We start from the raw sequence: 8,498 nt of genomic DNA on the forward strand, positions 1-8,498 counted from the left end.
TCGTCTGCACGAACTGTTGCCGTGGAATTGGCAGCCTATGGCAACACTTCACAAACAGGCAGCTTGATCAAGGGCGGTCTCAAGCGGCCGGTTACCCTAGTTGAGCCAGTTCCTCCGGCGTCAGATAACGCTCGCGCTTCACTTCCTTGTAGCGTTTGACCTTCCAGCAGGGATTGATCCCGTCCGAACGCACGCCCCAGGTATCGGCCAGAGTGAACATGATCGACAGCACGCCCAGCACCCGGTTGGCCTGATAGGGTGTCTCTTTCAATCCCTGGTGCAGTTCGACGACATCGGCGCGGGTGACGTCGATAACCTTGAGCGTTCCCAGCTTCGGCGTGATGAACAGGTCCACGCAGCGGCGATACTCATACTGTGTCGAGGGCTTGCAGTGCGAGGCGACGTGTTCCTCGAGGAATCGCTTGCCAAACTCCTTCATGGTCGCGGCAGCGCGCAGGCGGTCACGCTGCGCGCCGGGATCGCTGCCCAGCCGGACATCAGACAGATGTTTCATCGCCTCGGTACGAGCCTGATCTGGTGTGATCGGACCATGTGGCCCGATATTCACACGGCGGATGCGCCCGCCCGCGCGGAACTGGGCGAGGTAGATTTTCCGGCCCGAGGGATGGACTCTCAGACCGAAGCCTCGAAGTTCGTCGTCCCAGAGGAAATACTCCTTGCCGGTTTTGGCGGCGGCCTCGACGGAACGTTTCGTGATCTTGACCATGGGGAACCCTCCCTTGGTTGGAATCACTGGAATCAAATAGGAATCATTTGGGGGAGAAATGGGGCGATTCCAGCCGTAGGGGAGTGTACCATGCTCCGAGTAAAAACGTAAGGAAAACCGCCATTTATCGTAGAAAAACTGGCTGCGCGCGGCAAAAGTGTAAGTATTCGACTGGAACTCATAACCTGAAGGTCATAGGTTCAAATCCTACCCCCGCAATACCCGATACCGACACTCCCGAGGCCCTGGCTCCGGGAGTGTTCGTGTTTTTGGCCCCCTGATCGCGTGACGCGGCGAAGTCGAGCAGGTTTCCGAGTTCGCCATGGAGGGTGGCGTGCATCTCGCCCCGGCCCTTGCCGGGATGAAGCACGATCCGCTCGATCAGGGCGCGGATGGCCTCGGACGCTTCCTGCCGGTCCTCGGGATGGTTCAGCGTCTCGGCCAGTCGTTCGACCTTGTGCTTGAAGATGCCCGCGACATTGGGATGGATATCCGGCACGTCCTGGGGCTGGGCAGCGAGCAGGGCGATCAGTTCATCCTCGCGGGCTTCCATCTCGCGCATGCGCTCGACCATGCCGCGCGTGTAGCCGCCATCCTCGATCACCTGGAGCATCTGTTTCAGCCCCTTGCGCAATTTGGTGAGTTCTGTCTGCCATCCCGCCGTGCTGGCGCGGCGCTCATGATTGGCGCGGTTCGTTTCCTCGACATAGGCGCGCATGGCTTCCGCCGCCGCTTCCGGCGTCATCAGCCGGTCCTTGAGACCGGACAACACCCGGTCTTCCAGTGCTGGACGGCGGATGGTGGTTTTGTTGGTGCAGGAGCGATTATCCATATGGGTGGAGCAGGCGAAGCGGTCGCCGCCCCGGATCGAGCAGGGACCGGCGCAGACGCCACAGAACACAAGGCCGGAGAGCAGGGATTTCGGGCGGCGCTGCCCGTTCAGCTTGTTGAGGGAGGCGCGGATACCCGCGCTGATGTTGACACTCTTCTCGGCGATGAGCGCCTGACGGTCGCGCACGGCCTGCCAGAGATTGTCGTCCATGATCCGCAGTTCGGGCACTTCGGTGATGATCCATTCCGATTGCGGGTTCAGCCGCGAGACGCGCTTGCCGGTTTGCGGGTCTTTCAGATAGCGCAGCCGGTTCCAGACGAGGCGTCCGACATAAAGCTCATTGTTCACAATACCGGTGCCACGCAGGGCGTTGCCGCGAAGGGTGGTGTTGTTCCACTTGCCACCTGTGGGACTGGCGATGCCTTCCTCGTTCAGGCGGCTGGCGATGGAAAGCGCGCTTCGGCCCGACGCAAACTCATGGAAGATGCGGCGGACGATCTCCGCCTGCGCGTCGTCGATCTCGCGGTCACCCCGGATCAGTTCGCCCCGTGCGTCCATCTGATGCACGACACTATAGCCGTAGCAGATACCGCCGCCGGACTTGCCGGCCTCGACCCGGCCGCGCAGGCCGCGATGGGTCTTCATGGCGAGGTCTTTGAGAAACAGGGCGTTCATGGTGCCTTTGAGGCCGACATGCAGTTCGGAGATTTCGCCTTCGGCCAGGGTTACGATCTGCACCCCGGCGAATTGTAGCCGCTTGAAGAGAGTAGCGACGTCGGCCTGGTCGCGGGAGACGCGGTCCAGCGCCTCGGCCAGCACGATGTCGAACTGCCCAGCCTGGGCATCGCGCAGCAGAGTCTGGATGCCGGGGCGCAGGATCATGCTGGCCCCGGAGATCGCCGCGTCACGGTAATACTCCACGACCTGCCAGCCCTCGCGCTTGGCGCGCTCCTCACAAAGACGGAACTGGTCCTCGATTGAGGCCGCCCGCTGGTTGTCCGAGGAATAGCGGGCATAGAGCGCGACACGGGTCATGACGGACTCCTGATGAAAGAAGGAATGGCGGCTGATTATTCCTGACGGCAAAGAGAAATAGAAATCATTTTATATCGGTCACGGCAGTCGAAACTGGCCCAATCAATGCGTGGGAGCGTTTCAAAAACCAACGAACAGGACATCCAGCGCGCGCGTGATGGAGTCATGATGGGTATCGATGGAACAGATGGGCTTACGGAGTTCTGAAACTGGAATGCTGGCCAATGCCTGCGTCAGAAAAACGTGTGGCACGTCCTGAATTTCGATGATGGGATTCAACTCGCTGATCGGCGGCGGCGCATCAGAGGCCGGGATCAGTGGAACGACCATTCGGGTTGCCAGCTTGGACAGGAGTTCCGCCTGAACATCGACCACGTACCCTGCGCGACGCTTGCCCGGCATGGGATAGACATCGAGACGCGCCATCAGAACGCCCGATACTCGGCCAGCGGCAGGCCGTGCGTCTCGACATGCTCGTTCCAGGACTGGATCGCGTCACTGTTCTCGGAAAGCCAGTTTTCGCGCCTGCGGGCGGCGAGCGCTGTAGCGAGACCTTGCTCGCATGCCTGGGAAATGTTGAGACCAAGGGCTCGCGCTTCGGTGAGCAGATGAACCGGCAATGTGACGTTCGTGGCACGGCGGGTATCGATTGAAGGTGGCATCGGACGGCTCCCTTTGATGGGTACATTATGCGCATAAGAAATGCGCATTTCAAGTGAGCGATATATACTCTTATTGTGTAATTCCGAGATCGGCGCGCATGGCCGTCTTCATGTCATGGTCGGCTCGCCGACGTCCCGTCCGGTCATCGTTCGTTTCGACAATCCGCCTGATCGCGTCCCGCACCTGGTGCGGCGCGACTAGCTCACATCGCATCTGCCAGTAAGCGAATTGCTTCGATGTTTCATCGGTCCCCTCGACGGCGGCTCGATGATAAGCCTCAAGCAATCCGACATATGCCGTTTGTTTCTCCTGAAACGCCCGTTCCTTCTCTTTAGAACGTTGGGTCAGCCATGACTGGATCAGGGCGGTGATAATTGAGCCGAGACCGAAGGCCGTCAGGAGGGGAATAAGCTGTGTCATCTAATCCCTTTGGTTATTGGGTCCGTCCTGCACTGGTGCATCGGGAGGAAAGTTGTCGTTAGCAATATTGTATAGTCGTCGCTCAAATTCCTCACGAGCAATCTGTCGCCCCAGTAGGCGCGCCAGAATGAGGATCAATGCGTCCGTTCGAGCTTTCATGGCCGGATCGGGATGGGCGGACTGGACAGTGTCCGTGGGTTTGTTATCGTTGGCCGGAAATTTCGGTCCGGCGTTCGATATGCGGTTTTCGTCCGTCATTGTGCTGCCCTTTCCGTCTGGAGAGGACGGCAGCATCACGCGCTGAAAAATGCCGCGCAACCGAAAAAACCAAGCCATTCCAATGGATTGTCGGCGTGTATCAGTTGCTGCGTACTGGGGCGTAGCCAGGCGTACATGTGGCGGTGTTTTGCCCGCAGATTGAACAATCACAAGTTGGTGAATTGTTGGTTTGTCGATGCGACTCGCTGATTGGGTGACGACGGTGCCTTCAGTGTTCTTGCTGGACGTTTGGTTTGATTTTTGCTTTTCCGGAGAGTGGATATGCAGGCGTGTCTTCTTACCTTGAAGCGAGGGCATGTGCGGGACAGGGTCACCGTGTTTGTGCTAATTTACACACTTCAACAATGACCTGGGAATGGCCAGCATGCGTCATTTTATACAAGGCATTTTTATTCTGTTGTCTGTTTTCTTTATATGGCCAACAAACGGAATGGCTGACGACTGGTCCAGTCAAATCGTAGAGCATGACGTTGATCCAAGTGATACTGACTCTGGCATTGTCAAAAGCGACGCACGAAATGTCGCAGGATATATGAAGAATGCCAGTGAAGATGGTCGCCTTCTTGTATTTTTTGGAGGTGCCCAATCCTTTCGTCAGACACCCAATATTCCTTTTATTGCCGATGCCCTGGAACATCACTATCGCGTTATTATGATTGATTATGTCTATAATCCACCAGGGACACTGCTGTGTGATCAATCGAATGATCCATGTTTTTCAGACTATCGCAAAGCCAAGATTTTCGGTGGGGCTCCTATGAAAGGATTAAATGTTTCCACACCGGAGGGGCTGGTAGCCCGCACGGCTTCAATGTTGCGGTATCTTCATCGTAAGTGGCCAGCAGAGCATTGGGATCAATATCTCGATCAGGGACAGCCTCGGTGGGTGAATATTGCTGTCTCAGGGTTCTCTCAAGGTGCTGGCCTGGCTGCTTTTTTTGCGAAAACAACAACTGTCGCGCGAGTAATCCTTCTTTCCAGTCCCTGGGACCACTATCAAGCGACCAATAGTGTTGCTTCGTGGCTTTCTTCGCCTTCAGCTACGCCCGCTGACCGCTGGTGGGGGATGTACTCGGCTCGCGAAGCGAACGCGCAATGGATGCAGAAGACCTACGCCGCTCTCGGTATCTCCCCTGATCATATTCGATTGGTTACTGACGCAGCACAATGTAAGCCTGGATCAGGTCTTTATCTGCCCAACCACTGGGCTGTTGCTGAACTTGGCTGTACGCCGAGAACCCCCAATGGTTCATTCATGGAGAAGCCCTTGTGGGATCTGATGTTGGGGGATGGACGTGGTCGAGACGAGGACTCTGCGCCATGAATACATATACAAGCGGGATACTGGCTGTCATCCTTGGGGTTGTGCCTGTTTCCAGCCTGAATGCCCGAGAATTTTTAAGCTACGAACCGTCGACAGTCAGCGTTCACGGTTCGATACAGCGCGTTCCCTGTATTGCCTCTGAAGGGCAGCGTATGGCTCCTGAATGTAAAGTCCTGCGACTTGAGATCAATAGTCCGGTCGATATCGGCGGTGGCAGCCAAATCGATACGCCTGTCACCAACCAGAAATATTTTGACATTGTTCTTGTGCAAAAATCTATGGTTGCTGGTTCTACTGGTCCGGAAGCGAGGGTAGCGTTGTCAGATCTCGTCGGTAAGCCAGTTACTGCGGTCGGGTCACTAACATATGCCCCGACAAGGGGAACTACGAAAGTTCGGTTTGTTGTAAAATATATTGAATAAATCATAGATAAACAAAGGGCCGAATAAATTATTTAGAAATGAATATATTTGTATAATTGCCTTTATTTTTATATTAATATCTAGATCATAAGGGTAGATACTAACAACAGACCTTCAGCTTTTTTGGCTTTCATGTCATGTTGTTGCTGTCGAAAGCCCTTGTCATTTTCGATCATGCTTTGCCTGTCGAGTCAGGCTCCGTAGAACACCATCCCGCCGGATCAGCCCGTGAAACAGAGCCGCGCCGATCTGGGCACAGGACTGGCTTGGCATCAGTATGGTGACCGATTGGGCTGCTCACTGATCGAGAAGCAGAGAGGAGGCAGTCGTCTCATATAGCACGTATAGCGCTTTTCTGTGAATGTTCGAAAGCGGGCATCGAAATTCCGACCGGCTATAGTATCTGGGTGTCGGCTCACGGGAAATCAGCTAATGCAACACTTCGCACTCTACCAAAGAGTAGCAGACCTACAATGAATATCACCACGATAACTGCGCCCAACCACAAGGTTCCGCCTATGCCAAAGATTAAGGCCATCGGACCTGCCAAGACATACCCTAAGGGCATCAGGCAAAAGGAACCCAAGGCGTCATACGCGGACACGCGGGAAAGCATCTCTGGCGGGACCGCGCGCTGGAGCGTGCTCTCCCAGACGACGTTAACATTTGCCATCTCAATCCCACCGAGGAAAAAGCAAAGCCCTTGCGCCCAGAACGGCCACGAACCGGCCAGGCATGCTGGGGTCAACGGATAGATCAGGAGCCACAACAGGACTGCACGGATGGGCTGTTTCGGCCGCAGACGCAAAGCCATCAAGGCGCCAATCATCGCACCAATCCCCATCGCGGAAAGAAGAAAGCCCCAATATGGGGCACCATGCACTTGGCGAGAAAAAATCGACGCACCAAGGATTTCCGTGGGGGCCCATGATAGCGTCTGCATCACAGCAAACAGGCAAACCATCATCCAGAGCCAGGGCCTGCCGGCGAATGCTGTCCACCCTTCACGCAGAGCAGTCAGCATGCCCGGTTCGCTGTCTTCAGCCGACAATCCTTTTTGGGGCGTCAGTGCCAACAACAAGCTCGCACTGGCCAGATAGCTGAGCGCATCCAGCGCAACCGCCCACCCCGCGCCGACACTAGCAACAAGTAACCCTCCGATGGCCGGCCCCAAGAGCCCTGCAAAAGAGATTGCCATCATAATCAGGGAGTTGGCGCTCGGTAGCAACGCGGAGGGCACGATCTGGGTCAGCAGTCGATTCCGACCGGGCGCGTCCAATGCATTACCGAGCCCGAGGAGTGCAGAAAGCGGAACAACTGCAATATATGATAGGAAAGGCTGAAACAACAATGCGGCAAGCGCCGTCTGCGTCAATGTCCGCGTTAGGTCGGCAGCTACCATGATACGACGAGGTGGATACCGATCGGCAAGAACGCCCCCAAACAGCAGTAGCAACGCCATTGGAAGAACCTCGGCTGAGAGCACCGCACTCACGCCCACAGTCCCGGCTCCTTTGGCAAACAGGGCGAAAGACAATGCTACCGGGACCAGAGCGCTTCCCATATTGGATAGGAATGTAGCGGTGAGGAATACTGCGAAATTACTGTTGCCAAGAACGCCGAGGTTTTCTGGATAATTACGGATTGGTATCATCTTGTAAGTAGAATGTACCAGAGAGTAAGGGTCAAGACGGCTCTTAGTTTGGACTCAAGAAAGTTGGCGGGTGTTGATCGTGCCGATTCCGCTGGATGGCAAGCCGCGTGATGCATCTGGTGTGGTCAGTGCACTTCCCCGCCGTTCCAGACGTCCGCGTGGCTTCACGCCAAGAACGACAGGAGCACCGGACTGGTAGGTAGGAACGACATCAGTCGCAATCATTCTTGCGGCTCTATTCCTACTGTCCGGGGAGTGGACCATAGAAAAGGAGTGAACGCGATGACCGACAATCCCTCCGCGCTGATCACGACGGTCGAACTGACGTGGATCGAGAAGCGGGTGGAACGCTGGCTGCGCTTCGGCCGCCCGGTCGCGGACACGATTCTGGACCGTCAGCGGCGTGTGCTGAGCTTCGCCCCTGGCAGCGTATTCGTCTTCATTCGCTGGTCCGCCAACGCGTATGGCACGGTTGAATCGCACATCGACATCGTGCGCACGGTCGGCTCCGGCGAAGACTACCAGACCGTCTCCTGCGTGCAGCCCGGCGGCGAGGTGTTGCTGCATCAGAGTTCATGGCCGCGCGTCCAGCGTGTGCTCGAAGTGATCGACGCGGTCGAGGCGCAGGACATCGACCCGATAGAGGTCAGTCCTGATTACTGGCGGCATGTGCATCATCGGCTGGAGGCGCGGCAACAGCCCGACGCCTACACCAAAGCGCGGCATCGGGCATGGCTGCGTCGTCGCGCGTTGCAATGAGCGTGCTGTCCATGGTCGGCCTACCGACGTTTGCCCGTTTCTTTTCCTTCCCTTTCCGGCCAACTTTTCCATCCATTTATCGCGTCCATTTTGTGCCGGGACAACGCGCTGCTTCGCGCCGCGAGCGGAAGGCGTCGGCTGTGCCGCCGCATCTATTTTGGGTCGCCTTTGGCGCTCCTTCGAACACCCTTTCGACGAACGATCCGGTGTTCAGTGACACGAGTTTTCCCGCATCCGGAACACCATCCGCATGCGGTGGACGGGCGGCCCGGATGCACGACGAACGCGGGCTGACCGATTGGTCATCGTCGCCGGAAGTGTCGCCAGTTTGACGGTCCCCAGTCATGTGCGGAAGTCGTTTTCGATCAGGTCAGGCGCATGGT

At 56.6% G+C, this 8,498-nt stretch carries 11 protein-coding genes; 4 read left to right on the forward strand and 7 right to left on the reverse strand.

Annotated features, from left to right (window positions below; genetic code table 11):
• Positions 1-91: 91 nt before the first annotated feature.
• From EDC31_RS16730 to EDC31_RS16755, 6 genes are all read right to left on the reverse strand, one after another.
• Positions 92-727, reverse strand: a complete 636-nt coding sequence (locus EDC31_RS16730) for an Arm DNA-binding domain-containing protein (protein WP_243697818.1) — start codon at positions 725-727, stop codon at positions 92-94.
• 178 nt (positions 728-905) lie between these two features.
• Complete coding sequence (locus EDC31_RS16735) at positions 906-2,594, reverse strand: recombinase family protein (RefSeq protein WP_132127186.1); 1,689 nt, start codon at positions 2,592-2,594, stop codon at positions 906-908.
• Between the two features lie 120 nt (positions 2,595-2,714).
• Positions 2,715-3,020, reverse strand: coding sequence for a CcdB family protein (locus EDC31_RS16740; protein ID WP_042062770.1), 306 nt, complete (start codon positions 3,018-3,020; stop codon positions 2,715-2,717).
• Positions 3,020-3,256 carry a type II toxin-antitoxin system CcdA family antitoxin gene (locus tag EDC31_RS16745; RefSeq protein WP_042062779.1) on the reverse strand — a complete coding sequence of 79 codons (237 nt, stop codon included), beginning with the start codon at positions 3,254-3,256 and terminating at the stop codon, positions 3,020-3,022. The genes EDC31_RS16740 and EDC31_RS16745 overlap by 1 nt, the downstream gene beginning before the upstream one ends.
• Positions 3,257-3,326: 70 nt before the next feature.
• Complete coding sequence (locus EDC31_RS16750) at positions 3,327-3,677, reverse strand: hypothetical protein (protein WP_042062772.1); 351 nt, start codon at positions 3,675-3,677, stop codon at positions 3,327-3,329.
• Positions 3,678-4,253, reverse strand: a complete 576-nt coding sequence (locus EDC31_RS16755; protein ID WP_132127187.1) for a hypothetical protein — start codon at positions 4,251-4,253, stop codon at positions 3,678-3,680.
• A 58-nt stretch (positions 4,254-4,311) separates the two neighbouring features.
• Here EDC31_RS16755 and EDC31_RS16760 point away from each other — a divergent pair, with 58 nt between their 5' ends.
• Complete coding sequence (locus EDC31_RS16760; protein ID WP_132127188.1) at positions 4,312-5,280, forward strand: BPSS1187 family protein; 969 nt, start codon at positions 4,312-4,314, stop codon at positions 5,278-5,280.
• Positions 5,277-5,702, forward strand: a complete 426-nt coding sequence (locus EDC31_RS16765) for a hypothetical protein (RefSeq protein WP_132127189.1) — start codon at positions 5,277-5,279, stop codon at positions 5,700-5,702. The genes EDC31_RS16760 and EDC31_RS16765 overlap by 4 nt, the downstream gene beginning before the upstream one ends.
• 415 nt (positions 5,703-6,117) lie before the next feature.
• Here the strand turns inward: EDC31_RS16765 and EDC31_RS16770 are convergent, their stop codons facing one another.
• On the reverse strand, positions 6,118-7,356 hold the full coding sequence (locus tag EDC31_RS16770; protein WP_081797960.1) for an MFS transporter: 1,239 nt from the start codon (positions 7,354-7,356) through the stop codon (positions 6,118-6,120).
• 282 nt (positions 7,357-7,638) lie between these two features.
• On the opposite strand from EDC31_RS16770, the gene EDC31_RS16775 reads away from it, so the two are divergent.
• Positions 7,639-8,115 carry a DUF2840 domain-containing protein gene (locus EDC31_RS16775; RefSeq protein ID WP_042062777.1) on the forward strand — a complete coding sequence of 159 codons (477 nt, stop codon included), beginning with the start codon at positions 7,639-7,641 and terminating at the stop codon, positions 8,113-8,115.
• Positions 8,112-8,447, forward strand: a complete 336-nt coding sequence (locus EDC31_RS17850) for a hypothetical protein (protein WP_165920212.1) — start codon at positions 8,112-8,114, stop codon at positions 8,445-8,447. The genes EDC31_RS16775 and EDC31_RS17850 overlap by 4 nt, the downstream gene beginning before the upstream one ends.
• Positions 8,448-8,498: the final 51 nt, after the last annotated feature.

Source organism: Acidomonas methanolica (assembly GCF_004346035.1).
Classification (GTDB): Bacteria; Pseudomonadota; Alphaproteobacteria; order Acetobacterales; family Acetobacteraceae; genus Acidomonas; species Acidomonas methanolica.